The 25,921-nt window shown below is 70.7% G+C and carries 21 protein-coding genes; 18 read left to right on the top strand and 3 right to left on the bottom strand.

Annotated features, from left to right (window positions below):
• Nucleotides 1–75: 75 nt before the first annotated feature.
• Nucleotides 76–1,035 (bottom strand): hydroxymethylpyrimidine/phosphomethylpyrimidine kinase, encoded by a 960-nt coding sequence (locus BM393_RS13835; protein ID WP_404932646.1) that lies wholly within the window; start codon nucleotides 1,033–1,035, stop codon nucleotides 76–78.
• Between the two features lie 172 nt (nucleotides 1,036–1,207).
• Here BM393_RS13835 and BM393_RS13830 point away from each other — a divergent pair, with 172 nt between their 5' ends.
• The 11 genes from BM393_RS13830 (at nucleotide 1,208) to BM393_RS13780 (ending at nucleotide 17,819) form a co-directional block, all read left to right on the top strand.
• Nucleotides 1,208–1,360 (top strand): rubredoxin, encoded by a 153-nt coding sequence (locus tag BM393_RS13830; protein WP_067065645.1) that lies wholly within the window; start codon nucleotides 1,208–1,210, stop codon nucleotides 1,358–1,360.
• Between the two features lie 95 nt (nucleotides 1,361–1,455).
• Complete coding sequence (locus BM393_RS13825) at nucleotides 1,456–1,851, top strand: PleD family two-component system response regulator (protein ID WP_091726969.1); 396 nt, start codon at nucleotides 1,456–1,458, stop codon at nucleotides 1,849–1,851.
• 122 nt (nucleotides 1,852–1,973) lie between these two features.
• The gene (locus BM393_RS13820) at nucleotides 1,974–2,339 is read left to right on the top strand and encodes a response regulator transcription factor (protein ID WP_088406380.1); all 366 of its coding nucleotides are present in this window, start codon (nucleotides 1,974–1,976) and stop codon (nucleotides 2,337–2,339) included.
• 4 nt (nucleotides 2,340–2,343) lie between these two features.
• The gene (locus tag BM393_RS13815; RefSeq protein WP_091726964.1) at nucleotides 2,344–2,862 is read left to right on the top strand and encodes a chemotaxis protein CheW; all 519 of its coding nucleotides are present in this window, start codon (nucleotides 2,344–2,346) and stop codon (nucleotides 2,860–2,862) included.
• A gap of 61 nt (nucleotides 2,863–2,923) precedes the next feature.
• Nucleotides 2,924–5,188 (top strand): methyl-accepting chemotaxis protein, encoded by a 2,265-nt coding sequence (locus BM393_RS13810; RefSeq protein ID WP_091726960.1) that lies wholly within the window; start codon nucleotides 2,924–2,926, stop codon nucleotides 5,186–5,188.
• A gap of 84 nt (nucleotides 5,189–5,272) precedes the next feature.
• Nucleotides 5,273–12,130 carry an Hpt domain-containing protein gene (locus tag BM393_RS13805; RefSeq protein ID WP_091726956.1) on the top strand — a complete coding sequence of 2,286 codons (6,858 nt, stop codon included), beginning with the start codon at nucleotides 5,273–5,275 and terminating at the stop codon, nucleotides 12,128–12,130.
• 65 nt (nucleotides 12,131–12,195) lie between these two features.
• A complete protein-coding gene (locus BM393_RS13800) occupies nucleotides 12,196–13,254 on the top strand; it encodes a GGDEF domain-containing protein (RefSeq protein WP_091726952.1) in 1,059 nt (352 codons plus the stop codon).
• A 4-nt stretch (nucleotides 13,255–13,258) separates the two neighbouring features.
• Nucleotides 13,259–14,317: a hypothetical protein gene (locus tag BM393_RS13795; protein WP_217648443.1), complete on the top strand. Its 1,059-nt coding sequence runs from the start codon at nucleotides 13,259–13,261 to the stop codon at nucleotides 14,315–14,317.
• 418 nt (nucleotides 14,318–14,735) lie between these two features.
• Nucleotides 14,736–16,160, top strand: a complete 1,425-nt coding sequence (locus tag BM393_RS13790) for a CHASE3 domain-containing protein (RefSeq protein WP_091726949.1) — start codon at nucleotides 14,736–14,738, stop codon at nucleotides 16,158–16,160.
• Nucleotides 16,141–16,779: a response regulator transcription factor gene (locus tag BM393_RS13785; RefSeq protein WP_091726945.1), complete on the top strand. Its 639-nt coding sequence runs from the start codon at nucleotides 16,141–16,143 to the stop codon at nucleotides 16,777–16,779. The genes BM393_RS13790 and BM393_RS13785 overlap by 20 nt, the downstream gene beginning before the upstream one ends.
• 155 nt (nucleotides 16,780–16,934) lie before the next feature.
• Nucleotides 16,935–17,819 (top strand): response regulator, encoded by an 885-nt coding sequence (locus BM393_RS13780; protein WP_175538339.1) that lies wholly within the window; start codon nucleotides 16,935–16,937, stop codon nucleotides 17,817–17,819.
• Nucleotides 17,820–17,837: 18 nt separating this feature from the next.
• On the opposite strand, the gene BM393_RS13775 is transcribed toward BM393_RS13780, so the two are convergent.
• Nucleotides 17,838–19,364 carry a deoxyribodipyrimidine photo-lyase gene (locus tag BM393_RS13775; protein WP_091726937.1) on the bottom strand — a complete coding sequence of 509 codons (1,527 nt, stop codon included), beginning with the start codon at nucleotides 19,362–19,364 and terminating at the stop codon, nucleotides 17,838–17,840.
• A 35-nt stretch (nucleotides 19,365–19,399) separates the two neighbouring features.
• Here BM393_RS13775 and BM393_RS13770 point away from each other — a divergent pair, with 35 nt between their 5' ends.
• The 7 genes from BM393_RS13770 to BM393_RS13740 all read left to right on the top strand — a co-directional run bounded on the left by BM393_RS13770 (nucleotide 19,400) and on the right by BM393_RS13740 (nucleotide 25,040).
• A complete protein-coding gene (locus BM393_RS13770; protein ID WP_091726932.1) occupies nucleotides 19,400–19,978 on the top strand; it encodes a YqgE/AlgH family protein in 579 nt (192 codons plus the stop codon).
• A gap of 14 nt (nucleotides 19,979–19,992) precedes the next feature.
• Complete coding sequence (gene ruvX, locus BM393_RS13765) at nucleotides 19,993–20,397, top strand: Holliday junction resolvase RuvX (RefSeq protein ID WP_091726928.1); 405 nt, start codon at nucleotides 19,993–19,995, stop codon at nucleotides 20,395–20,397.
• Nucleotides 20,394–20,906 carry a bifunctional pyr operon transcriptional regulator/uracil phosphoribosyltransferase PyrR gene (pyrR, locus tag BM393_RS13760; protein ID WP_091726925.1) on the top strand — a complete coding sequence of 171 codons (513 nt, stop codon included), beginning with the start codon at nucleotides 20,394–20,396 and terminating at the stop codon, nucleotides 20,904–20,906. Before ruvX ends, pyrR begins: the two co-directional genes overlap by 4 nt.
• A gap of 4 nt (nucleotides 20,907–20,910) precedes the next feature.
• Nucleotides 20,911–21,873, top strand: coding sequence for an aspartate carbamoyltransferase catalytic subunit (locus BM393_RS13755; RefSeq protein WP_091726920.1), 963 nt, complete (start codon nucleotides 20,911–20,913; stop codon nucleotides 21,871–21,873).
• Nucleotides 21,870–23,198, top strand: a complete 1,329-nt coding sequence (locus BM393_RS13750; protein WP_091726916.1) for a dihydroorotase — start codon at nucleotides 21,870–21,872, stop codon at nucleotides 23,196–23,198. The genes BM393_RS13755 and BM393_RS13750 overlap by 4 nt, the downstream gene beginning before the upstream one ends.
• Complete coding sequence (locus BM393_RS13745) at nucleotides 23,198–23,935, top strand: 1-acyl-sn-glycerol-3-phosphate acyltransferase (protein ID WP_091726911.1); 738 nt, start codon at nucleotides 23,198–23,200, stop codon at nucleotides 23,933–23,935. The genes BM393_RS13750 and BM393_RS13745 overlap by 1 nt, the downstream gene beginning before the upstream one ends.
• A 232-nt stretch (nucleotides 23,936–24,167) precedes the next feature.
• Nucleotides 24,168–25,040 (top strand): ribose-phosphate diphosphokinase, encoded by an 873-nt coding sequence (locus BM393_RS13740; protein WP_091726908.1) that lies wholly within the window; start codon nucleotides 24,168–24,170, stop codon nucleotides 25,038–25,040.
• A gap of 51 nt (nucleotides 25,041–25,091) precedes the next feature.
• Here the strand turns inward: BM393_RS13740 and gpmA are convergent, their stop codons facing one another.
• Nucleotides 25,092–25,835 (bottom strand): 2,3-diphosphoglycerate-dependent phosphoglycerate mutase, encoded by a 744-nt coding sequence (gpmA, locus tag BM393_RS13735; protein ID WP_091726904.1) that lies wholly within the window; start codon nucleotides 25,833–25,835, stop codon nucleotides 25,092–25,094.
• Nucleotides 25,836–25,921 lie beyond the last annotated feature (86 nt).

The following is a 25,921-nucleotide window of genomic DNA, read 5'->3' as shown; positions in this document are numbered from 1 at the left end:
TCGGAATTCCGGTACTGCTGAGGCGCATCAATGCAGGAAAAGACGGAGGGCGCCGCGCGGGCGCCCTCGGGGGACTCAATGGATCCGGCGGGGGCCGCGGCTGGGCGGCTCGTCGATCGTCATCTCGTCGGTGGCGGGCACGGTCTCGGCGCCTTCCTCGCCCTCCTCGCCGGGTGGCAGCGCCCAGAAGAAGCGGTCGGGCACCACGTTGCCCATGCCGGGGCGGAAGCCCGCCTCCAGCGACTGGTCGAGGAAGGCGAGCGCCTCGCCGACCGCGTCGTGCGGCTCCGAGCCGACCGACAGCAGGGCGGCCAGCGCGGCCGACAGGGTGTCCCCGGCGCCGACGAAGCTGGCCTCGAAACGCTCGAACTTCTCGCCGGTGATCGCGCCCTGGGAATTCGCCAGGACGTTGTCGATGTACTGGTTGGGCAGCTGGATGCCGGTCACCAGCACATGCGCGGCGCCGTGCTGCTGCGCCGCAACCGCCAGTTCGCGCGGCGAGGCCGGGCGGTCCGCGTCCCAGTCCGGCAGCAGGCAGTCGATCAGCGTCTTCTGGTTGCCCACCAGCACCAGCGTCTGCGGCAGCACCAGCTCGCGGAACGCGTCCAGGTAGCTCTGCTGCTGTTCCTCGTCCAGCCAGGAGATGCTCGGCAGGTAGGCCACCAGCGGCACGTCGGGGTAGTCGGAGAGGACCTCGGCGACCGAGGAGACACCCTCGGCGCTGCCCAGGAAGCCGACCTTCCAGGCGGCGACGGGCACGTCCTCGAGGATCGAGCGGGCCTGCTCGACGATGCAGTCGCCGTCCAGCGTCTGGTGGTCGAAGACCTCGGCCGTGTCGCGCATCACGATGGCGGTCACCACCGGCAGCGCATGCGCGCCCATGGCGGCGATCGTCGCCACGTCGCCGGCGCTGCCGCCCGCGCCGCTCGGGTCCGACGCATTGAAGCTCATCACGCAGGCCGGCGGCGGCGAGTCCTGGTCATCGATCGCGGCGGCGTCCTGGGGGTCTGGTTGGTGCGGGTCTGGGCGGCTCATGGATGGTTGGCGCGAAGCCGTGAACTGATGCGCATAACGTGAAGAAGGACCGCTATCGACTGTTGTTTCATCGGTACTTCCGCCCCCCGGGTCAGCCCGGGGGCGTGGCTACAATCTTTCGATCATTGTAGTGATGCAAAGTCAACCCATCGTGAGCGAAGCAAGGACCTGGATGTGCCTGATCTGCGGCTGGATCTACGACGAGGCTGCGGGCGACCCTGAGCACGGCATCGCCGCCGGCACGCGCTGGGAGGATGTCGACATGAACTGGACCTGTCCCGAATGCGGTGCCCGCAAGGAGGACTTCGAAATGGTCCAGATCTGACCCGCGCATCGCCCTTCGATGAAGCCATCCGGTCGCGCCTGTCGCGCGCCTGAAATTTCCCTGACAACCATCGTCTGAACAATACGGAGAAGAGCTTGGATTCCAGCGCAAGCCCCCGCACGGCGACCAAGGTGCTGGTCATCGACGACAGCAACACGATCCGCCGCAGCGCCGAGATCTTCCTGAAACAGGGCGGGCACGAAGTCGTGCTGGCCGAGGACGGCTTCGATGCGCTGGCCAAGCTGAGCGATTACCAGCCCGACCTCGTGTTCTGCGACATCCTGATGCCGCGCCTGGATGGCTACCAGACCTGCGCCATCATCAAGCGCAATCCGCAGTTCGCGTCGGTGCCGGTGATCATGCTGTCGTCCAAGGACGGCCTGTTCGACAAGGCGCGAGGCCGCATGGTGGGCTCGCAGGACTACCTGACGAAGCCCTTCACGAAGGACCAGCTGCTGCAGGCGGTGCAACAGCACTGCCGGGCGGGCTGACCGGCCGGACGGCGCCCCGCATTCCACGACCCATTCCACCGACATCCAACGACGCTCACCCCAGGCTCGACCGACGCACTGCCCGAAGCGAATCGACGCGAGCCGAGAGAGAGGGAGATCCCATGCCCATCCACAAGATCCTGCTGGTCGACGATTCGAAGACCGAACTGCACGCGCTGAGCGACCTGCTGACCAAGCGCGGCTTCACCGTCCGCACCGCCGAGAACGGCGAGGAGGCGATGAAGCGCCTGGCCGAGGAAAAGCCCGACCTGATCCTCATGGACGTGGTGATGCCCGGCCAGAACGGCTTCCAGCTGACCCGCGCCATCACCCGCGACGAGCGCTACGCCGACGTGCCGGTGATCATGTGCACCAGCAAGAACCAGGAGACCGACAAGGTCTGGGGCATGCGCCAGGGCGCGCGTGACTACGTCGTCAAGCCGGTCAAGGCGGACGAGCTGCTGGCCAAGATCAAGGCGCTGGGCTGACACCATGGCCAACAAGCAAGCGCTGCGCGAACTTCAACAACGGCTGGCGCAGCGCATGCAGGCGGCGCGCGAGGCGCCCCAGGCCGCGAACTGGCTGGCGGTCGAGTGCGCGGGCCTGGGCCTGCTGCTTCCGCTCAAGCAATCCGGCGAAATTTTCACGCCAGTCCCACTTCAGGCGGTGCCGTACACGCAGCCTTGGATGCTGGGTGTGGCCAACTTGCGCGGCGGGCTGCACACGGTGGTGGACCTGGCGGCCTTCCTGGGTCTGCGCGGTCCGATCCCGATGACGTCGGCCCACCGGCTGGTGTCGATCAATCCCGACCTGGGCATCAACTGCGCGCTGCTGGTGGACCAGCTGCTGGGGCTGCGCGGCGACGAACAACTGCAGGCCGAGCCCGATGCGCCCGGCCATCCCGATTTCGCTCCTGCCCGCATGCGCGACGGGCAGGGCCGGCGCTGGCAAGTGCTGGACCTGGATGCGCTGACGCAGCATCCGCAATTCCTGCGCATTGTTTTGAACTGATAGCCAGACGACGGTCCCGTCACAGGCGCCGATTCGACGAACGAGATCAAACGAGGGTGAGATGAGCTTCCTGGACAAGATCAAGAACAAGGGCAAGAACGAGGGCAACGACGACTTCGACGACGGTCCGCGGACCGACGCGTCGGGCTCGTCGGCGCCGGAGGACACGACGGACTTCCAGCCTTCGATCATCACCGCGGCGCAGCCCACGCCGGAGTTCCAGGACACGTCCGCGGGCTACCAGCCCTCGGCGTCCGCCCCGGAAAGCCCGACCCCGATGCCGGAGGTCCTGAAGCAGCCCGAGCAGCGCCGCACCGGCCTGCTGACGGCGCTGACGGCCGCGGGCGTGCTCTTCACCGCCGGCACCGTCTCGATGGCGCTGATCAACGGCAACCGCTCGGCGGCGCAGGTGCGCGGCGCCGGTCAGGCCGCGACGCAGTCGCAGCGTCTGGCCAAGGCGGTCTCGACCGCGCTGCTGGGCAACAAGAACGCCTTCCCGGAAATGAAGGAAGCGGCCGACATCCTGACCAGCGTGACCACCTCGCTGCGCGACGGCAGCGGCGAACTGGCCAAGGCGCCGGGTTCGGTCGATGCGCTGCTCGAGAAGATCAGCCCGATGGTGGCGCGCGCCGACAAGAACACCAAGGTGATGCTGGCCCAGGAAAAGGTGCTGACGCAGGTGGGCGCCGCGCTGCGCGCGATCAACCGCCAGTCGTCTGACCTGCTGGAAAGCGCCGAGGCGGTGGCTTCGCTGTCGCTGCAGAGCTCGGCCCCGACCGGCGAAGTCGCCGCGGTCGGCCAGCTGGTGATGCTGACGCAGCGGATCGGCAAGTCCGCCAACGAATTCCTGACGCAGGAAGGCGTGAGCCCCGAGGCCGTGTTCCTGCTGGGCAAGGACCTGAACGCGTTCCGCGAGATCGCCCAGGCGCTGCTCAACGGCAACCCCGAACTGCGCCTGAACGGCGCCAAGGACCCGCAGGTGCGTGAGCGCCTGAAGGTGCTGCTGACCCAGTACGACCAGACCCGCTCGCAGGCGACGGCCATCCTGTCCAACCTGCAGGGCCTGGTGTCCGCGCGGGAAGCGCAGACGGCCATCCTCAATGACTCGGAAGTGCTGCGCAAAGACCTGGACGACCTGGGCCAGGGCCTGGAGTCCGCCGGCGGCATGAACCCGCTGCTGCTGCTGGCCATGGCGGCCTCGCTGGCGATGCTGGTGATCGGCGCGGTCGGTTTCCTGCGGCTGTACGTGTCCGACCAGGCGCGCCGAGCGCAGATGGCGGAAGAACAGCGCCGCGAGGCCGAGGCGCAGGAGCAGGAGGCCAAGCGCGTCAACGACGCCAACCAGGCCGCCATTCTGCGACTGATGAACGAACTGCAGACCGTCGCTGAAGGCGACCTGACGCACCAGGCGACGGTGACGGAGGACATCACGGGCGCGATCGCCGACTCGGTGAACTACACCGTGGAAGAACTGCGCTCGCTGGTGCACCAGGTGCAGACGACGGCGGTCCGGGTGACGGACACGACGGCGCAGGTCGACCAGACCTCGACCGAGCTGCTGGCCGCGTCGACCGAACAGCTGCACGAGATCCGCGCCACCGGCGAGGCGGTGCTGCAGATGGCGCACCGGATCAACGACGTGTCCGCGCAGGCGCAACAGACCGCCGACGTGGCCCGCCAGTCCCGGGAAGCCGCCGAGCAGGGTCTGCAGGCGATGCAGAACAACATCGGCGGTATGAACCAGATCCGCGACCAGATCCAGGAAACCTCCAAGCGCATCAAGCGGCTGGGCGAGTCCTCGCAGGAAATCGGCGAGATCACTGAGCTGATCTCGGACATTACCGAACAGACCAACGTGCTGGCGCTGAACGCGGCCATCCAGGCGGCGTCCGCCGGTGAAGCCGGTCGCGGCTTCTCGGTCGTGGCGGAAGAAGTGCAGCGGCTGGCGGAACGCTCCGCCGACGCGACGCGCCGGATCGCGGCGCTGGTCAAGACCATTCAGACCGACACCCACGACGCCGTGGCCGCCATGGAGCGCTCCACGCTGGGGGTGGTCGAGGGCACGAAGCTGTCCGACGCGGCCGGCCGCGCGCTGGAAGACATCGACTCGGTGTCGCGTCGCCTGGACGAACTGATCGGCCAGATCTCGACGGTCGCGCAGAACGAAGCGCGCGCCGCCAACGAGGTCGGCGCCAACATCCAGCACATCTTCGCGGTGACCGAGCAGACCTCCGACGGTACGCGTTCGACCGCCCAGATGGTGCATGAGCTGTCGCGGTCGGCCGAGGCGCTGAAGCAGTCGGTGGCCCGGTTCAAGGTGACCTGACCGGCATCGGCCGACTGCCCCGCCCGGTAGAACAGGGATAGAGACCCGCACCGCGTCGACATAAAAGAGAGAACAAGAGCGAGCATGGACCTTACGCGCGAATCCGAGTTCCCCGCCGACCTGAGCCCCTTGGCCTGGGTCCAGGAGGAACTGCGCCGCACGCTGGAATCGGTGCACAAGGCCCTTCGCCGCGTGCTGCGCGATGCCGATGCGCGAGCGACGACCCTGGGCGGCGACGGCCAGCCCAGCCCGGCGCTGCAAGGCGCGGCCCAGCAGATGCACCAGGCCGCCGGCGTGCTGGCGGTGGTCAGCCTGCCGGCCGCCGCGCACCTGCTGCGCGCCGCCGAGGCGACGCTGTTCCGCCTGGCGGAGAACCCCGCCGGCGTGACCATCGCCGAGATCGAGGCGGTCGAGCGCGCGGACTTCGCGGTGCTCGCCTTCATCGCCAAGACGCTGGCCGGCGGTCAGCCGAGCTCGCTGGCGCTGTTCCCCGCCTACCAGACGCTGCAGGAACTCAACGGCGCGGGCCGCATCCACCCGGCCGACCTGTGGACCGAGGAATTCCGCTGGCGCGAACTGCCGCTGGACCGCAACGTCCGCGCGCTGAGCGCCGAGCAGATGCGCGCGCCCTTCGAGGCGCTGCTGCTCAAGCAGATGCGTGCCCCGGCGCCGGGCCAGGGCCAGCTGCTGAGCGACCTGTGCGCCGGCCTGGCGCTGACGCAGACGCAGCCGAACGCGCGCACGCTCTGGATGCTGGCCGCGGGCCAGTTCGAGGCCCAGTCGCGCGGGCTGCTGCCGGTGGACACGCTGGTCAAGCGCCTGGGCTCGCGCCTGCTGGCGCAACTGCGCGCCGGCAGCGATGCCGCGCCGTCCGAGCGCCTGGCCAAGGACCTGCTGTTCTTCTGCGCCGCCGCCAAGCATGCCGAGCCGGGCAGCGCCCCGCGCCTGACCGCGGTCCAGCAGGCCTACGGCCTGATCGAGGCCGACCAGGTCGACTACCGCGACGACACGCTGGGCCGCATCGATCCGAACTGGGTCGCCGCCGCCAAGCGCCGCGTCGCCGCCGCGAAGGAATCCTGGGCCTCCGCCGCCGAGGGCGAAACCCATCGCCTGGGCGGCCTGGACGAGCAGTTCGCCCACGTCGCCGAATCGCTGCAGAAGCTGTTCCCCAGTGGCGAGGTGCTCGGCGACACGCTGCGCCGCGCCGTCGTCACGACGCTGCGTTCGGGCCGCGCGCCCGAGCCGGCGCTGGCGATGGAGATCGCCACGTCCATGCTTTACCTGGAAGCGGCCCTCGAGGACGAGGCCTTCGACCAGCCCGAGCAGGCCGAACGCGTCAAGAGCCTGGCCCGCCGCATCGAGTCGGTCGGCCACGGCGAAGCGCCGCTGGCGCTCGAGAGCTGGATGGAGGAGCTGTACCGCCGCGTCGCCGACCGGCAGACGCTCGGCTCCGTCGTCCATGAACTGCGCGCCAGCCTCTCCGAGGTCGAACGCCAGTGCGACGAATACTTCCGCGACCCGTCCAAGCGCGACCTGCTGATCCCGGTGCCGGGCCAGCTGCAGGCGATGCGCGGCGTGTTCAGCGTGCTGGGCCTGTCGCAGGCCGCGCAGGCCACGCTGAAGATGCGCGACCAGGTCGACGAACTGGCCAACACCGAGGTCGATCCCTCGCTGCCCGGACCGCGCGCGCAATTCGACCGGCTCGCCCACAACCTGGGCGCGCTGGGTTTCCTGATCGACATGCTGAGCGTCCAGCCGCAGCTGGCCAAGCGCATGTTCCGCTTCGAGGACGACACCGGGCTGCTGCAGTCGCTGGTCGGCCGCGAGAGCGAACAGCACGCCCACGCGCAGGAACTGGCCGCCGCCGAAGCCGCGGCCCAGCCGCAGTTGATCGACCAGCTCCAGGCGACCGCCCAGGCGGTCGCGCAGGGCGATCGCTCGACCGAGGACCTGGCGCGCGACCTGGAACGCATTTCCCACGAAGCCCGCGCCGCCGACGACCTCGGCCTGGCGCAGGCCGCGCAGCAGGCGCAGCAGCAGCTGCTCTCGTCCGGCGGTGACGCCGCGGGCAGCCAGGCCGCCGAATCGCTGCAGCAGTTCATCGAGGCCGCCGCGCCGGTCGCTCCGCCGGCGCCCGCGCCGAGCGCGCCGATCCCGCAGGCCGAGGCCGCCATCGACGAGGAGATGCTGGGCATCTTCCTGGAAGAGGCCGCCGAGGTCGTGACGACCGCCCGCGAGGCGCTGACCGCGCTCGCGCGCAGCGCCAGCGACAAGGAACAGCTGACGACGGTGCGTCGCGCCTTCCATACGCTCAAGGGCAGCTCGCGCATGGTCGGGCTGAACGAGTTCGGCGAAGCCGGCTGGGCCTTCGAACAGCTCTACAACCATCGCCTGTCGGAACATCCGCAGGCCGATTCGGACCTGCTGCGCGCCAGCAACGAGGCGCTGGACGGATTCCAGGCCTGGGCCGCCGCGATCGGCGAAGGCCGGCCGCACGGCTATCACAGCGCGCCGTTCCGCGCCGTCGCCGACACGCTGCGTCTGGAGAACCGCTACACCCCGCTGCAGCTGTCCGCCGCGGCGCCGGTCCTGGCGGTGCCCGAGTTGATCGAGGTGGCCGAAGTGGTGGAAGCCCCCGAGGTCATCGAGGTCGCCGAGCTGCCGGAAGTCGCCGAAGTCGCCGAGGTCCCGGCCCCCGCGCCGGAGATCGATCTGGCCGGCCTGCAGGTGCTGCCGGAACTGTCGCTGGCGGACGAAGTGGCGACGCCCGCGCCCGCGACGCCGCCCGCGGCCGACGAGCTGGCCGCGCTGGACCTGCTGGCCACGCTGGACGCGGAACATGCCGCGGCCGGCTCGGTGCTGCCGTCGCTGGACCTGCCCGCGCTGGACCTGCCGGGCCTGGACGTGCCGCCGCTGCCGGTGGCCGACCTGGACGTGGTGACCGCGACCGAACCGACGCCCGTCGCGATCGATGCGCTGTCGCCGGAATTCCCGGCGGACGTGCCCGAACTGACCCAGGCGGTGCCCGAGCTGGACGCCGCCATCGACCTGGACGCGCTGTCCGCCGTCGAACTGCCCGCGCTGACCGCGGAGCCGCCGGTGCTGGACACGACGATGTCGCTGCCGACGGTGGCGGACGTGGTCGAACCGTCCGCGCTGCTGGAGCCCGCCGCGGTGGAAGCCGCCGCGGCCCAGCCGCCGGCCTTCCAGGACGAACCGACGCTGTCGCTCGAACCCACGCTGACGCCCGCCGACGAGGCGACCGTCACGATGGAACTGCCCGACGGCTGGCCGGCCGACGCGCCGCTGGTCGAGATCGAGGCGACGACGCCGATGCCGCTGGACGCGCTGCCGGCCGAACCCGCCGCCGACGAGCCGGCGCTGGACCTGCTGGATCTGTCCGATCTCAACACCGAGCCGGTCGCCGCGATCGATGCGCCGTCCGCCGCGGACCTGTCGCTGACGCTGGACCTCGGCCAGGAACTGGTGTCCGCGCCGGTGGAGGCCCCGGTGGCCCCGGTGGCCGCCGACGACGCCGTGCTCGACCTGAGCGACGCGGCCGCCGAAGCGGCCGATGCCGCTGTCGAGGCGACCGCGCCCGAAGGCCTGTCGCCGCGCACCCTGTCCGACCTGGATCTGCCGGACCTGGACCTGCCCGACCTGGGCGCGGCACCGGCGCACGCTGCGCCGGCGCTGAGCCTGGTGGGCGGCACCGCCGTCACGCCGCCGACCGCCGAGGTCGAGGCCGAGGCCGAGGCGCAGTCGGAAGAGTCGGTCGAGGACAGCGACGAGGGCGTCAAGGTCATCGGGCCGCTGCGCATCAGCATCGCGCTGTTCAACATCTTCCTGAACGAGGCCGACGAGCGTTCGCGCCGCCTGCAGGTGGAGCTGAGCGAGTGGGCGCTGCTGCCCCAGTCGCCGCTGCCGCAGGACGCGGAAGCCCTGGCGCACGGCCTGGCCGGCAGCGCCGCCACGGTGGGCTTCGAGGACCTGTCCACGCTGGCCCGTTGCCTGGAGCACGCGCTGGCGCGCGCCCAGGGCCATCAGGTCGCCGACCCGACGCTGTTCCAGCGCGCCGCCGACGAGATCCGCCGCCTGCTGCACCAGTTCGCCGCCGGTTTCCTGAAGGAAGCCGATGCCGGCCTGCTGGCGGAACTGCAGGCCTTCGAGCCGGGCGCCGCGCTGCCCGACAGCCATGCCGACAGCGACGAGGGCCTGTTGGCCATGTCGCTCGAGGAGGTGTCGACGGCCGCGCTGCCGGCCCACCTGCTGGTGGACCACACGGCCGAACCGGCCCTGCCGACCTCGCATTACGCCTTCCACCAGGCCGCCGAGGCGACCGCCGACGATTTCGACTTCAGCCAGCCCGACCAGATCGAGCCGGAACTGATGCCGATCTTCGAGGAGGAAGCCGAGGACCTGCTGGGCGAGCTGCACGGCGCGCTGCGCGAGTGGGCGACCCAGCCGGCCGACACCGGCCGCGCCGCCGCCTGCATGCGGGTGCTGCACACCTTCAAGGGCGGTGCCCGCCTGGCCGGCGCGATGCGCCTGGGCGAGCAGGCCCACCGCCTGGAGTCCCAGATCGAGCACCTGCTGGCCGACGGCGAACCGGGCTACGAGCAGCTGCTCGCGCTGCAGGACGCCGGCGACAGCCTGGAACACAGCTTCAAGACGCTGCAGCGCACCTGGCGCGACCCGGCCCCGGTGGTGCCCGCGCCGATGGCGCCGTCCGCCCCGGCCGCGCCGGTCGCCGACCTGCCCGCGCCGATCCCTCCCGCCGTCGCGGTCGAGACCATCCAGGCGCCGGCCGAAGGCTCCGACGCGATCCCGGCACCGGCTCCCCAGCTGGCGCCGATCGAGCCGGTGGCCGACGTGGTCGCCGAAGCGGTCGCTCAGCCGGTCGCCGAACCGGTGGCGCTGCCGCCGCTGGAGGCCGAGCCGGTCGTGGAGGCCGCCGCGCCGGTCGAGGCGCCGGTCGCCGAGCCCGCGGTGGCGACGCCGCCGGCCGACATCGAGATCGACTGGGCCCACTTCAGCGAGATCGCCGACCTGGGCCAGCCGCTGGAAAGCGCCCCGGTGGCGCCGGCCGCCCAGGTGCGCGTCCGTGGCGCGCTGCTGGAGCGCATGGCCGCGCTGTCCGGTGAAGTCTCCATCCGCCGCGCGCGCCTGGAGTCCGAACTGGGCCAGATGCGCACCTCGCTGTCCGACCTGGACGACAACCTGGAGCGTCTGCGCACGCAGCTGCGCGAACTGGAACTGCAGGCCGAGGCCCGCATCGCCGCCCGCCAGGAAGCCGCCCAGGCGACCGGCAAGGACTTCGACCCGCTCGAGTTCGACCGCTACACCCGCTTCCAGGAACTGACCCGGATGCTGGCCGAGTCGGTCAACGACGTGGCCACGGTCCAGCGCGGCCTGCAGCGCAACGTCGCGGCCGGCGAAGACGAACTGGCCGGCCAGTCCCGGCTGACCCGCGAGCTGCAGGACGACCTGCTGCGCACGCGGATGGTCGAGTTCGACAGCAGCCTGGGCGAGCGCCTGCACCGGGTCGTCCGCCAGGCCGCCCGCGAAAGCGGCAAGCAGGCCCAGCTCGAGATCCGCGGTGGCGGCGTCGAACTGGACCGCGCGGTGCTGGAGCGCCTGACCGGCGCCTTCGAGCACCTGCTGCGCAACAGCGTCGTGCACGGCATCGAGACGCCGGATGTCCGCCAGCAGGCGGGCAAGGCGCCGGTGGGCCGCATCGTGCTGAACCTGCACCAGGAAGGCAACGAGATCCAGGTCCGCTTCAGCGATGACGGCGCCGGCCTGAACCTGGCGCGCATCCGCGCCCGCGGCGAGAGCCAGGGCCTGATCCAGCCGGGTCAGGACCTGAACGACGCCCAGCTGATGGACCTGATCTACGAGCCGGGTTTCTCCACCGCCGAATCGCTGACCGAGATGGCGGGCCGCGGCGTCGGCATGGACGTGGTCCGCTCCGAGGTGAACACGCTCGGCGGCTACGTGCTGACGCAGTCCTCGCCGGGGCAGGGCGCCAGCTTCGAGCTGCGCGTGCCGCTGACGACGGCGCTGACGCAGGTCGTCGTGCTGCGCTACGGCGACCGCAAGGTCGCGGTGCCGGCCAGCCTGATGCTGTCGGTGCAGCGCCTGCCGGTCGAGACGGTCGAGCAGGCCTATGTCGACGGCGCGCTGATGGCCGCCGGCGAGCGCATGCCCTTCTACTGGCTGGGCGGCCTGATGCACCAGAGCGACCGCGGCGTCGCCCATGGCAAGACCCTGCCGGTGGCGCTGGTGCACAGCGCCCAGCAGCGCCTGGCGCTGCACGTCGACGAAGTGCTGGGCAACCAGGAAGTCGTCGTCAAGAACCTGGGCCCGCAGCTGATGCAGGTGCCGGGCCTGGCGGGCATCAGCCTGCTGGCCTCGGGCGATGTGGCGCTGATCTACAACCCGGTGGCGCTGGCCAACCGCTACGGCCATGCCGCGCAGCAGCGCGTGCACGACGCCGAGGCGGCCGCGCGCCAGGTGGTGGTCGAGGCGGCCACCGAGCAGCTCGCGCCGCTGGTGATGGTGGTCGACGACTCGCTGACCGTGCGCCGCGTCACCCAGCGCCTGCTGGAGCGCGAGGGCTACCGCGTGCTGCTGGCCAAGGACGGCCTGGATGCGATGGAGCGCCTGGCCGGCGAGGAATTGCCGCAACTGGTGCTGTCGGACATCGAGATGCCGCGCATGGACGGCTTCGACCTGGTCCGCAACCTGCGTGCCGACGCGCGTCTGGCGGGGCTGCCCGTGATCATGATCACGTCGCGCATCGCTCAGAAACACCGCGACTATGCACAACGGCTCGGAGTCGAGGATTACCTGGGCAAGCCCTATGACGAGGAGCACCTGCTCGGCCTGATCGCCCGATACACTTCGCACCATTCCGCCGGAAAGCCGGCGAGGGCGTAGCGTCCGGGCCCCCGGACCATCGGTGGTTGCCGGCGCCTGGATCCTCCCTCCACGCTGCAAACACCATGTCCGGGGTAGTCGACCATCTTGCCGAGCTGACGGGTTTCCGTGACCGCGACGTCATGGACGTCACCCTGGTCACCGCGCTGCGTGACCTGCTCAACGGCCCTGCGGCCGCCGTGGCGATCTATCGCTGCGTCGGCGAGCCCGGCCAGCAGCGCTGGCTGACGCGCGCCCGGCTGCACGCCGGCGACGCCGTCGCCACCGCCGACTCGCTCTGGGTCGATCCCGAGACCCTCCCCCGGCTGGCCGAGCATCCGCGCCGCCTCGAATGCCTGACGCAGCGCAGCGTGTTGCAGCAGCGCGAAAACAACGAGTGGGTGACGCTGTTCCCGCTGGCGACCGAACGCGACGTGGTCGGCGTGCTGGAGCTGCACACCGCGCGCCGGCTCAAGACCGAGGCGCAGCGCATGGTCAGCAGCGTGCTGCGGATCTATCACAACTTCCAGGGCCTGCTGGACTACAGCGAGCGCGACACGCTGACCGGCCTGCTGAACCGCAAGACCTTCGATGAGAGCTTCCTGAAGGCCGTCTCGGAGTTGCCGCTGCGGATCCAGGCCGAGGAGGCCAAGCCCGAGGAGCCCGGTCAGGACCGCCGCCATGCCGCGGTGCATCCACGCTACTGGATCGGCGTGATCGACATCGACCACTTCAAGTCGATCAACGACCGCTTCGGTCACCTGATCGGCGACGAGGTCCTGCTGCTGCTGTCGCGGCTGATGCGCAGCAGCTTCCGCTTCAACGACCTGCTCTATCGCTTCGGCGGCGAGGAGTTCGTCGTGCTGATGCGCTGCGAGGATGAACCCGACGCCGCGCACGCCTTCGAGCGCTTCCGCCTCAACACCGCCCAGTACGCCTTCCCGCAGGTCGGCCGCATCACGGTCAGCATTGGCTTCACGCAGATCCGCAGCGGCGACTCGCCGGCCGCGGCCTTCGAGCGCGCCGACAAGGCGGTCTACCACGCCAAGGGCGCCGGCCGGAACCAGGTGCAGAGCCACGCGACGCTGGTCGCGCAAGGCCGCATGGCCGAGGCCAGCCACCTCAGCGACGTCGAACTCTTCTGATCCGGTGAACAGGACCTGGCGCTGGACCGCGCTCGCCGCCTCGGCGGCGACGGCGGTCGCGGCCCTGCTGATCGGCTGCGCGACGCCGCCGCCGGTGGCCGGTCCCGACCTGCCGGCCCTGCCCGGCACGCAGGCGGCCGAGGACGGCAGCCATCACTGGCAGGACTTCGACTGGAGCGATCCCGCCCGTGAGCGCGCGGTCCCGGTGCGCGTCTACTGGCCCCGCGGCGAGCCACCGGCGGGTGGGTGGCCGGTCGTGGTCTTCTCGCACGGCATGGGCGGTTCGCGCCGCGGCTACAGCTACCTCGGCAGCTATTGGGCGGCGCACGGCATCGTCGCGATGCATGTGCAGCACATCGGCAGCGACCGCCGGCTCTGGGCCGGCGGCTTCGGCTGGTCGAACTCGCTGACGCTGGTGCGGCGCCTGCAGCATGCGGCGCAGCCGGAGGAAGCCATCGAGCGCACGCAGGACATCCGCTTCGCCCTGGACCAACTGCTGGCCGGACCGCTGGGGCCGCGGCTGGATGCGACGCGCCTGGCGATCGCCGGGCATTCCTACGGCGCCAACACCAGCCTGCTGATCGCCGGCGCGAAGGTGGCGGCGCCCGCGGGCCTGACCGGTGGCGCGGCGCCGTCGTCGTCGTTGTCCTCGCTGGCCGATCCGCGCTTCAAGGCCGCGATCCTGATCTCCGCGCCGCCGTTCTACGGGGAGGGCGATCCGGCGCCCATCCTGTCCGGCATCGCCATCCCCACCCTGCACATCAGCGCCACCGCCGACGAGATCACCATTCCCGGCTACTACAGCGGACCGTCGGACCGGGTGGCGCTGTTCGACGCGATCGGCGGGCCGCGCAAGGCGCTGGCGATGTTCAGCGGCGGTTCGCACAGCATCTTCACCGACCGGATGAACACCGGCGGCTTCGAGCTCAACCCGAAGGTCAAGGCCGCGACGCGCGAGCTCAGCCTGGCCTACCTGCGGCTGGTGCTCGACGGCGAGGCGGCGCCGCTGCGCGACTGGCAGCAGCGCCATGGCGCGCTGCTGTCGCGTTGGCAGGCCCCCTGACAGGCGGGGTGGGGTGCCCCCGCGAGGGGCGGTGGGACAAGTCCTGACCCCGGCGCGCGGCACCCGCCGGTCGCGTGAAAGTGCTCGCCTTCGGCCCGCCTGCTGCCCGCGGACGTGGCTTTCCCGGCACGCGGCGCGTGAGCAGGGACTTGCTTTTCCTGCGCCGCACCTCTAGCGTTAGGCCCACGTGAGCGTTCGCCAGGGAGCGTCCGCGCGAACAAGCCCTCCCACCGAAGGGCGAAATCCATGCGAGACAGAAGCGAAAGCGGCCCGACCGGCGCAAGCGGAGCGAAAGACGTCCGATGCGCCTGACACCCGGGGCCCGACTGCAGTGGGGTGGACGCCGGCGAGCTTGTCATCGCTGGAACGCGGCGTCCGCAGGGTTGTACGAACACGGGCCCGGAGGCCCGGACCATCCATGCGCTTGCTGACCTTTCCGGTGGCTGCGGGCCTGTTGCTGGCCGGCTGCGTCGCCTTCGTGGCCACCGCCTATGGCGGTTACCGCAGCCTGGGCGAGCTGACGCGTCAGGAGGCGGGGCGCGCCCATGCCTTGCGCACGCAACAGCAGCTGTCCGACCTGAACGGCCTGCTGATCGACCTGGAGACCGGCACGCGCGGTTTCCTGATCACCGGCGACGCGGCCTTCCTGCAGCCCTACGAGCGCGCCCAGCGCGACCTGGACGCGAACTACGCCCAGCTCAAGGACGCGCTGGCGGTCAGCGGCGACCGCCAGGACCAGGCCTTCGCGCGGCTGGATCGCTTCATCGCCGAGCGCCGCCGCCAGGTCGAGGACCAGGTCGCGAAGCGCTGGAAGCTGGGTGCCGAGGCGCTGAACGACCGCCAGGCCTATGTCGCCGGCAAGCAGCTGATGGACGAGATCCGCGGCGAGCTGGCGCGGCTGAAGTCGGTGCAGCAACGCCGCATCGATGGCATCGAATCGGCGGTGGCGCTGCAGACCAAGGAAACCACGTTGCTGGCGCAGGTGCTGCCGCTGGTCGGGGGCCTGCTGGTGGCCGCGGCGATGGCGGCGCTGTGGGTCGAGCGCGAACGGCGCGACCGGGCCGAACGCGCGCTGCGCGACAGCCATGCGCGGCTGGAGGGGGCCGTCGCCGAGCGCACCCGTGAACTGAGCGAGGCGCTGACCCGCATCCAGAGCTTCGCCGCCGAACTGGACCGCAGCGTGGAGGCGGAGCGGCGCCGGCTCGCGCGCGAGGTCCACGACCAGCTCGGCCAGCTGGGCACGGCGGCGAAGATGCTGGCCCTGTCGATGGCGCGCAAGATCGCGCCGGCCAAGGAGCCGATGCACGACGAGATGCTGGCCATCGCCGACGAGGTCATCGGCGCCGCGCGCCGCATCGCCAACACGCTGCGGCCGCCGCTGCTGGACGACTTCGGCTTCGGCGCGGCGGTCCAGCACTATGCGCAGGGCCTGCAGCGGCAGAGCGAGCTGGTCGTCGACCTGGACCTGGCGCCGGACGAGGCGCTCAGCAGCGAGCAGCACAACCAGCTGTTCCGCCTGCTGCAGGAGGCCGCGACCAATGTGCTGCGACATGCGCAGGCGCACCAGCTGACGATCGAGTCCCGCATCGAGGACGGGGAATACCGCCTGCGCATCGAGGACGACGGCATCGGCCCGGGCCAGGTGCGGGCGGATGCGTCGGGCCTGAGGAACATGCGGGAGCGCGCCGTGCTGGCTGGTGGTGAACTGGTCTTCGGGCCGGCGCCGCGGCGTGGCACGCGGATCGATGTCCGCGTGCCGCTGGCCGGCGTCGCGGACGAGGGGGACAGCGCCGGGGCGACCCGGGAGAACGAGGAGGGTTGGGATGAGGTTTCTGATCGTTGACGACCATCCGATCATGCGGCTCGGGGTCAAGCAGTTGATCCAGGGCCATTGGCCATCGGCGGTGCTGGACGAGGCATCGACCATCGCCGAGGCCCTGCAGCTGGGCCAGGCCAACAAGCCGGATGCGCTGGTGCTGGACCTGTCGCTGCCCGACGCCAGCGGGACCGAGGGGGCCAGCCGCATGCTGCGGGCGCTCAAGGGCGTGCCGGTGCTGGTGCTGAGCCTCAACGCGGAGTCTGCCTACGCGGCGCGGCTGCTGCAGATGGGCGTGTCCGGCTATCTGCCCAAGGACAAGGCGACCGACGAGCTGGTCGTCGCGCTGCAGCGCCTGCTGCAGGGCGGGCGCTACGTCACGGCCGCGATGGCGGACCACCTGCTGGGGCTGCTCAGCGGCGCGACGCCGGGCCAGTTGCCGCACGAGCAGCTGTCGGCGCAGGAACACCGCGTGATGCTGCTCATCGCCGCGGGCAAGACGCCGGCGGAGATCGCCGAGACCATGCACCTGTCGGCCAAGACGGTCGGCACCTACCGCGCGCGCATCCTCGAGAAGACCGGCTGGCGCAACAACACCGAGCTCACCAAGTACTGCGTCCAGCACGGGCTGACGGACATCCAGTGAGCGGCCGGGCGCTGTAGGGCATCGCCCGACAAATCCTGCGGACAGGCCCCGACACCAGCATGCGCGGGGCGCTGCTGATGCCGGCGCCGGGCCTCGCGCAAGATGCCGGACAGGCGGTGACAACCAGTCGCCGCCGCGATCCGGAGCATCCCTTCATGGACATTTTTCTCGTCGAGGACTCGTCGGCCATCCGCCGGCTCCTGGCACGGCGGCTCGAGGACATGGCCGGCGTGCGCGTCGTCGGCGAGGCGGACTCCGCGCCGCAGGCGATCGCGCTGATCGACTGGCTGCAGCCCGACACCGTGCTGCTGGACATGACCCTGCTGGTGGGCACCGGCGTCGACGTGCTGCGGGCGCTGCGCCACAAGGGCTTCCAGGGCCGGATCCTGATGCTCACCCATCACGCGATGGACGCCTACCGTGACATGTGCATGCAGGCAGGGGCGGACGGCTTCTACGACAAGGGCAGCGGCCTGGAGTCGCTGTTCGGCGACCTCGACGAGCTGCTGCAGAGCGAGCGCGCGGCCGGCCGGCAGACGCGGCCCTCGCCGCTGCTGCGCGACACCGCCACCGGGCTGCTCGGCCAGGTGGCGCTGCTGGAGCGCCTGGACCAGGTGCTGCGCATGGTCAATGCCGAGTCCGGCCGGGTGGCCGTCACGGTGGTGGTGCTCAAGGGCCTGGAGGCGCTGCTGCGCAGCCAGGGCGTGCAGGCGGCGGCACCGGTGCTGGTGGAGGTCGGCCGGCGGCTGTCATCCTGCGCCGGTCCGGTCGACCTGCTGGCGCGGCATGCCAACGAGCAGTTCGCGCTGGTGGTCTCGCGCGCCGGGTCGGTGCAGGAGGCGGAAGCGATGGGCGAGCGCATCCGCGACGCGCTGGCGCAGCCCTTCGACCTGGGCGGCCATCCGGTGCGGCTCGACAGCCATGTCGGCGTGGCGCTCCATCCCCGCGACGCGATCACCGCGCGCGGCCTGCTGATCCTGGCAGAAGCCCGGGCGCACGGCCTGCGCCTGCCCCAGAAGGGCAGCGCGGTGGTGCATTGACGGTGCGCGGGCCGGGAGCTAGTCCGGCGCGAAGCCGCGGTCCTTGACCACGGCGTAGCGCGCCATCGTCGCCATGCGCGCGGTCTCGTGGCGCACGATCGGCTCGGGATAGTCGCGGCCCAGCACGACGCCGCAGGCGGCCAGTTCCGCCGGCTTCGCGAGCCAGGGCGCGTGGATCAGCGCCGGCGGCAGCCGCGAGAGTTGCGGTAGGTAGCGCTGGATGAATTTCCCGTCGGGGTCGAATTTCTCGCTCTGGCTGACCGGATTGAAGATGCGGAAGTAGGGCTGGGCGTCGCAGCCGCTGGAGGCGGCCCATTGCCAGCCGCCGTTGTTGGCGGCGAGATCGAAGTCGATCAGCTTCTCGGCGAAGTAGGCCTCGCCGCGACGCCAGTCGATGCCCAGGTCCTTGATCAGGAAGCTGGCCGTGACCATGCGCAGCCGGTTGTGCATGTAGCCGGTCTGGTTGATCTGGTGCATCGCCGCGTCGACCAGCGGGTAGCCGGTACGGCCCTGGCACCAGGCCTCGAAGTCGGCATCGGCCTCCGGACCCTCGGCCCAGGCGATGCGGTCGTACTCGGGCCGGAAGGCGCACTCCGCCACGCGCGGATGGTGGTGCAGGACCTGGTGATAGAAGTCCCGCCAGATCAGTTCCGACAGCCAGGTCTGCGCCCCCGCGCTGGCGCCGCTGCCCGCGTAGCCACGCCGCCAGGCCTCGCGCGCGAGCACGCGGATCGAGATCGTGCCGAAGCGCAGGTGGGTGCTCAGGTAGCTCGGGCCCTTGACGGCGGGAAAGTCGCGGGTCTCGCCGTAGCGGTCGATGCGCTCGAGGAACTCGTCGAACAGCCGCCGCGCGCCCGCGCTGCCGCCCGAGAGCGCCGCGCTCAGCCCGGCGGGCTCGAAGCCGATGTCGGCCAGCGCGGGCACGCCCCGGCGCGCCGCCACCTCGGGGCCGGTCGCCAGGTGCGAGGCGTGGCGCTCAACCGGATAGCTGCTGAGGAAGAAGGGTGTGATCTCGCGCAGCCAGGCGTTCTTGTAGGGCGTGAAGACGCCGTAAGGCTTGCCGGCGCCGGTCAGCAGCTCGGAGCGCTCGAAGATCACATGGTCCTTGAAGCTCTCGACCTGCACGCCGCGCGCCAGCAGGGTCTCGCCGACGGCGGCGTCGCGGCGCAGCGCGTCGGGCTCGTCGTCGTGGTTGAAGTACAGCGCCTGCACGCCCAGCTCGGCGGCCAGCGCCGGGATCTGCTCGCGCGGCGCGCCGTGGCGCACGATCAGGCCGGCGCCGGGGGCCAGCGCGGCGAGGTCCGCATCCAGCACGCCCAGCGCGTCGAGGATGAATTGCACGCGCCGGTCGGCCCGCGGCAGCGGGTCCAGGATGTCGGTGTCCAGCACGAAGGCGCAGTAGACCCGGCGGTGCCGCCGCAGCGCGTGGTACAGCGCCGCATGGTCGTCGGCCCGCAGGTCGCGGCGGAACCACACCAGGGCGCTGTCCGCGCCGTCCGTCGGCGCGGGGGGCCGGGAAGCGGGGGAAGAGGACGTTCGCGTCATGGGGACGGAGTGTCGGTGAAATAGAATCCGCCCCTATGTCCAAGGAACGCATCGACCTGACCAACCAGTTCCTGATCGCCATGCCGGGCATGGTGGACGAGACCTTTGCCGGCTCCGTCGTCTACCTGTGCGAGCACAACGAGAAGGGCGCGCTGGGACTGGTCATCAACAAGCCGATCTCGCTGACCCTGGGCAATCTGTTCGAGAAGGTCGAGCTCGAGCTGAACGACGAGGACATGGCCGCGCGGCCGGTCTTCTTCGGCGGCCCGGTCCAGACGGAGCGCGGCTTCGTGCTGCACGAGCCGCTGGACGAGCAGGGCAACCACTACAACGCGACGCTGGCCGTGCCCGGCGGGCTCGAGATGACCACCAGCCGCGACGTGCTGGAGGCGCTGTCCAGCGGCGCCGGCCCCAAGCGGGTGCTGGTCACGCTGGGCTACAGCGGCTGGGCGGCGGGGCAGCTCGAGGAGGAGCTCGGCCGCAACGGCTGGATCACCGTCGACGCCACGCCCGAGATCATCTTCGACACGCCCATCGAGGAGCGCTACGACAAGGCGCTGGCGCTGCTGGGCATCGATCCGCGCATGCTCAGCCAGGAGGCCGGGCACGCATGAATCCCGGAAGCGCCATGACCCTCGCTTCCCCGTCGTCGTTCGTTTCCCCCCTCGGTTTTGATTTCGGTACCAAGCGCCTCGGCGTGGCGACCGGCAACCGGATGCTGGGCAGCGCGCGGGGCTTGCGGACGATCACCGAGCAGGGCGATGCGCGCTGGGCCGCGATCGCGGCGCTGATCCAGGAGTGGCAGCCCGATGCGCTGGTCATCGGCGTGCCGCGTCATCCGGACGGCGCCCCGCATGAGATGACCGCCCGCGCGCTCAAGTTCGCGGGCCAACTGCGTGGCCGCTACCGGCTGCCGGTGGTCGAAGTCGACGAACGCTACACCAGCGCGGAAGCCCAGTCCCAAGGCGCGCGCGACCTCGATGCCGCGAGCGCGGCATTGATCCTCGAACAATTCTTCCGGGAACACCCATGAGCACATTGCACCTCGATGCGGAAGCGCTCTACGCCGACCTCGCGCGCGGCGTCCAGCGCCTGCTGCAACCCGACTGCGCGCTGGTCGGCATCTGGTCGGGCGGCGCCTGGCTGGCCGAACGCCTCCAGCAGGACCTGAAGCTGCCGGGCCAGCACGGCGTCATCTCCAGCGCGCTGCACCGCGACGACTTCGGCAGCAAGGGCATGAACGCCAGCGCCGACCACACCCGGCTGCCCTTCGAGGTCGAGGGTCGCCACATCCTGCTCATCGACGACGTGCTCTACACCGGCCGCACCACCCGCGCCGTCATCAATGAGCTGTTCGACTTCGGCCGCCCTGCGAGCGTGACGCTGGCGGTGCTGGTCGACCGCGGCGGCCGTGAGCTGCCGATCGAGCCGGCGTTCTCCGCCGCGCGCGTCGCCCTGGCGCCGCACCAGCGGCTGAGCCTGGTCAAAAGCCAGGATCCGGGCGACCACGGCCGCTTCAGCTTCGACGTGAAGGAGGACTGATCCCATGCTGAGCAAACGCAATCCGCAGCTGAACAAGCATGGCGAGCTGATCCACCTGCTGTCCACCGAGGGCCTGCCCAAGGCCGTGCTGCACCAGATCCTGGACACGGCCGGCACCTTCCTGTCGGTCAACGACCGCGAGGTCAAGAAGGTGCCGCTGCTGCGCGGCAAGTCGGTGTTCAACCTGTTCTTCGAGAACAGCACCCGCACCCGCACCACCTTCGAGATCGCCGCCAAGCGCCTGTCCGCCGACGTCATCAACCTGGACATCGCGCGCTCGAGCACGGCCAAGGGCGAGACTCTGCTGGACACGGTGGCCAACCTCTCGGCGATGCATGCCGACATGTTCGTCGTGCGCCACAGCGAGTCCGGCGCGCCCTACCTGATCGCGCAGCACTGCGCGCCGCATGTCCACGTCGTCAATGCCGGCGACGGCCGCCACGCGCATCCGACGCAGGGCCTGCTGGACATGTACACGATCCGTCACTACAAGAAGGACTTCACCAACCTCACGGTGGCGATCGTCGGCGACATCGTGCATTCGCGGGTCGCGCGCAGCGACATCCATGCGCTCACCACGCTGGGCGTGCCGGAGATCCGCGCGGTCGGCCCCAAGACCCTGGTGCCGGGCGACCTCAAGGACATGGGCGTGCGCGTTTGCCACGACATGGCCGAGGGCGTGAAGGATGCCGACGTCATCATCATGCTGCGCCTGCAGAACGAGCGCATGAGCGGCGCGATGCTGCCCAGCGCCGGCGAGTACTTCAAGAGTTTCGGCCTCACGCCGGAGAAGCTGGCGCTGGCCAAGCCGGATGCGATCGTCATGCATCCGGGCCCGATCAACCGCGGCGTCGAGATCTCGTCCACCGTCGCCGACGGCCAGCACAGCGTGATCCTGCCGCAGGTGACCTTCGGCATCGCGGTCCGCATGGCGGTCATGTCCATCCTCGCCGGGAACGAAGCATGAAGATCCTCATCCAGAACGGCCGCCTGCTCGACCCCGCCTCGGGCCTGGACCAGCGCGGCGACCTCGCGATCGCGTCGGGCCGCATCGTCGGCCTGGGCCAGATCGGCGACTTCAGCGCGGACCGTGTCATCGATGCCGACGGCCTGGTCGTCGCACCGGGCCTGGTGGACCTGGCCGCGCGGCTGCGCGAGCCCGGCCACGAGCATGAAGGCATGCTCGAGAGCGAGCTCGCCGCCGCGGCCGCCGGCGGCGTCACCAGCCTCGTCTGCCCGCCCGACACCGACCCGGCGCTGGACGAGCCGGGCCTGGTGGACATGCTCAAGTTCCGCGCCCGCAAGCTCAGCCGCTGCCGCCTCTTCCCGCTGGGCGCGCTCACCCGCGGCCTGGACGGCGAGGCGCTGACCGAGATGGCCGAGCTCACCGAGTCCGGCTGCGTCGGCTTCTCGCAGGCCTACCGCCCGATCCGCAACACGCTCACCGTCCAGCGGGCCATGCAGTACGCCGCCAGCTTCGGCTACACGCTGTGGTTGCATCCGCAGGATCCGTGGCTGAGCGGCGGCGTCGCCGCCAGCGGCCCGGTCGCGACGCGCCTGGGCTTGTCGGGCGAGCCCGTCGCGGCCGAGACCATCGCGCTGCACACCATCCTCGAGCTGGTCCGCGTGACCGGCTGCCGCGTCCACCTGTGCCGCCTGAGCAGCGCCGCCGGCGTCGAGCTGCTGCGCCAGGCCAAGCGCGACGGCCTGCCGGTCACGGCGGACGTCTCCATCAACTCGCTGCACCTGAGCGACGTCGACATCGGCTACTTCAACCCCTCCATGCGGCTCACCCCGCCGCTGCGCCAGCAGCGCGACCGCGCCGCGCTGCGCGCCGCGCTGGCCGACGGCACGATCGACGCGCTGGTCAGCGACCACAACCCGGTCGCCGCCGACGAAAAGACCTTGCCCTTCGCCGAGGCCACACCCGGCGCCACCGGCCTGGAACTGCTGCTCAGCCTGGCGCTGCGCTGGGGCCAGGACGAGGGCCTCTCGCTGGCGCGGACGCTCGACACCATCACCGGCCGTCCGGTCAAGGTCCTGGGCGGCGCGCTGGGCTCGCTGGCGGCAAGCGCTGGCCGGCTGGTCGAGGGCGGTGTGGGCGACGTCGTCGTCTTCGACGCCGAGGCCAGCGGCGCGGTCACGCCGGAGCGGCTGGTCAGCCAGGGCAAGCACACCCCGTTCTCCTTCGACATCACCGGCTTCGAGCTGCCGGGCCGCGTGCGCTACACGCTGGTGGCCGGCACGGTCGCCTACGAATCGCTGGTCACCGACGTCGAGCGGACGGCCTGATGCGTGCCCTGGTCGGCGTCTGGCGGGCGCTGCGGATGCTGGCGCACATCGCGCACGGGGTCTTCCTCGTGCAGGTGCGCTGGTCCGGTTTCGACACGTCGACGAAGCAGCGTTATGTCGGCTGGTGGTCGGGCAAATTGCTGCGGGTGCTGGGGGTGCGGCTGGAGTCGCCGGGCCCGCAGGCGCCGGCGCCGCGCCTGATCACCGCGAATCACATCTCGTGGCTGGACATCGCGGCGATGCACGCGGTGATGCCGGAGGCGCGCTTCGTCTCCAAGGCGGACATCGCGACCTGGCCGCTGGTGGGATCGCTGGCGACGGCGGTCGGCACGCTCTACATCGAGCGCGCCAGCAAGCGCGACGCGCTGCGCGTCGTGCACAAGACGGCCGAGGCGCTGGCCGCCGGCGAGACGGTGGCGGTGTTCCCCGAGGGCACGACGGGCCCGGGCTACCCCCTGCTGCCGCTGCACGGCAACCTGTTGCAGGCAGCGATCAGCACGCACACTCCGTTGCAGCCGGTGGTGCTGCGCTGGCACCAGCCGGGCCGGCCCTACAGCGAGGCCGCGCAATACATCGGCCAGATGACCTTGATGGAAAGCCTGTGGCGCATCCTGACCGCCAAGGACCTGGCGGTCGAAGTCCGCTCACTGCCCGCGATGCCGACGGAAGGCCTCGACCGCCGCCACCTCGCTGAAGCTCTGGCCGAAACGATCTCAACCGCACTCCCCAGGCCCTGAGTCCTGGGTCGTTCGGGGACGGCAAGGCGTGGGGTTTTGGCGCTTGACGCCAAGGCCCCACGCCTTGGCGGCCAAGCGCGCTGGAGATGGCAGGTAGTCGGCCTCACCCCCAGCTTCAGCCCCCAGCCGCGCCAAGGAGCGCCTGCTCCCGCCCCATCGCCGGCACCTCCAATCGCCCATCAGCGGGAATGCCGCATGCCCTCCGGGCGCGGTTTGATGCGAGGATCCGCCGATGCTGCTGTGCTTCGACGACGAACAGGACCTGGCCACGCGGCTGGCCAGGGAGTTGGGCCGCCCGATGGGGGTCATCACGCGACATCGTTTCCCGGATGGGGAGACGCGGGTGGTGCTGCCCAAGCCGTTGCCGAGTGACGTCATCGTGCTGCGCGGGATGCAGCATCAGCCCAACGACCGTCTGGTCGAGCTGCTGATCGCCGCGCCGGCCGCGCGGGGCTGGGGCGTGCGGCATCTGATGCTGGTCGCGCCTTATCTGGCCTACATGCGGCAGGACATGGAGTTCACGCCGGGCGAGGCGGTCAGCCAGCGTCACATCGCGGCGCTGCTGTCGACGCAGTTTGACCGCGTGGTGACTGTCGACCCGCACCTGCACCGGATCGCCAGCCTGGATGAGGTGATGCCACGCGGGCGTGGCGTTGCGCTGTCGGCGGCGGCGCAGCTCGGGCGCTTCATCGCCGTGCAGGTGCCGGGCGCGGTGCTGGTCGGACCGGATGAGGAGTCGGGGCAGTGGGTCGCCGAGGCGGCGCGTGCCGGCAAGCTCGAGCATGCGATCGGCCGCAAGGTGCGCTTCGGCGACACGCAGGTGCAGCTGGCGTTTCCCGAACTGGATGTGCGCGCACGCTCGGTCGTGCTGCTGGACGACATGGCCTCGACCGGCCGGACGCTGATCGGCGCGGCGCGCGAGGCGCTCGAGCGCGGCGCGGCCAGCGTGGATGTCGCCGTGACGCATGCGCTGTTCAACGGCGATGCTTTGCCGGCACTGCGCGCGGCCGGCGTGCGTCACATCTGGAGCAGCAACGCGGTCCCGCACGAGACCAACGCGGTCTGCATCGCGGAGCTGCTCGCGACCGCGCTGCGCCGCAAATAGAGGGCCGCCGGGCGGCCGGCGGCATCAGGCCGAGACGTCAGGCCTGGAGCTTCAGGCCTTGCCCTGGTTGGCCACCGCCGCGGCCGCCTTGGCCGCAGCCTCGGCGTCGCCGAGGTAATAGCTCTTGATGGGCTTCAGGTCCTTGTCCAGCTCGTACACCAGCGGGATGCCGTTGGGAATATTCACGCCAACGATGTCTTCGTCGGCGATGCCGTCCAAATACTTCACGAGGGCCCGGATCGAGTTGCCGTGGGCCGCGATCAGCACGCGCTGGCCCGACAGAATGGCGGGTGCGATCTGTTCGTTCCAGTAGGGCAGCACGCGGGCCACGGTGTCCTTGAGGCACTCGGTCAGCGGAATGTCCGACGGCTGCAGGCCGGCATAGCGGATGTCGCCGCGCTCGCTGCGCGGGTCCGAGGCTTCCAGCGCCGGCGGCGGGGTGTCATAGCTGCGGCGCCAGACCAGCACCTGCTCGTCGCCGTACTGCTTGGCCATGTCCGCCTTGTTCAGCCCCTGAAGGCTGCCGTAATGGCGTTCGTTCAGGCGCCAGCTGTGCCGCACCGGCAGCCACTGGCGGTCCATCTGGTCCAGGCAATGCCACAGGGTCCAGATGGCGCGCTTGAGCACGGAGGTGTGGGCCACGTCGAAGTCGACGCCCGCTTCCTTCAGCAGACGGCCCGCCTGCTTGGCCTGCTCCACCCCGGTGGGCGTCAGATCCACGTCGGTCCAGCCGGTGAAGCGGTTCTCGAGATTCCAGGTCGATTCGCCATGGCGAATCAGCACGAGCTTGTACATGGGTCTTGGGTTTCGTGAGGTTTGGCCGGGTTCCGGCAGGCCCGGCGGATTCTAGAGGCAGCCCTCCAGGGCCCCCGTCTCAAGAA

This window comes from Mitsuaria sp. PDC51, assembly GCF_900113225.1.
Classification (GTDB): Bacteria; Pseudomonadota; Gammaproteobacteria; order Burkholderiales; family Burkholderiaceae_C; genus Roseateles.
The sequence above is the reverse complement of the archived record's forward strand: the minus strand, read 5'-3'. Positions and strand labels throughout refer to the sequence as shown.